Origin of the sequence: Cupriavidus sp. SIMBA_020 (assembly GCF_046535395.1) — a bacterium.
Taxonomy (GTDB): Bacteria; Pseudomonadota; Gammaproteobacteria; order Burkholderiales; family Burkholderiaceae; genus Cupriavidus; species Cupriavidus campinensis.
In genome coordinates this window covers 1-298 of record NZ_JAWRWU010000322.1, presented here as the reverse complement: position 1 = coordinate 298, position 298 = coordinate 1, and the positions used below count along the sequence as shown (strand labels likewise).

The following is a 298-nucleotide window of genomic DNA, read 5'->3' as shown; positions in this document are numbered from 1 at the left end:
ACCCGAACCATGGCCGGTTGGCCCACCAGGGCCCGGGTGCTGCCCTGCACCAGCAGCGCCAGCGGCGCGCTGTCCTGCAGCAGGTAGGCGATGCGTTCCGCGGGGTGACCCGGGTCGATGGGCACATAGGCGCCACCGGCCTTGAGAATCCCCAGCAGGCCGATCACCATCCCCGGCCCGCGCTCGACGCAGATCGCCACCCGCTGATCCGGGCCCACCCCCAGCTCCCGCAAGTGCCAGGCCAGTTGGTTGGCCCGGGCATTCAACTGGCCATAGCTCAGGCGCTGCGCGCCCACCT

Annotated in this window: 1 protein-coding gene; it reads right to left on the bottom strand. The window is 71.5% G+C overall.

Annotation, left to right across the window (positions count from 1 at the left end):
* A partial coding sequence (locus SB751_RS29405) for an AMP-binding protein (RefSeq protein ID WP_410748951.1) occupies positions 1–298 on the bottom strand: 298 nt, incomplete at both ends.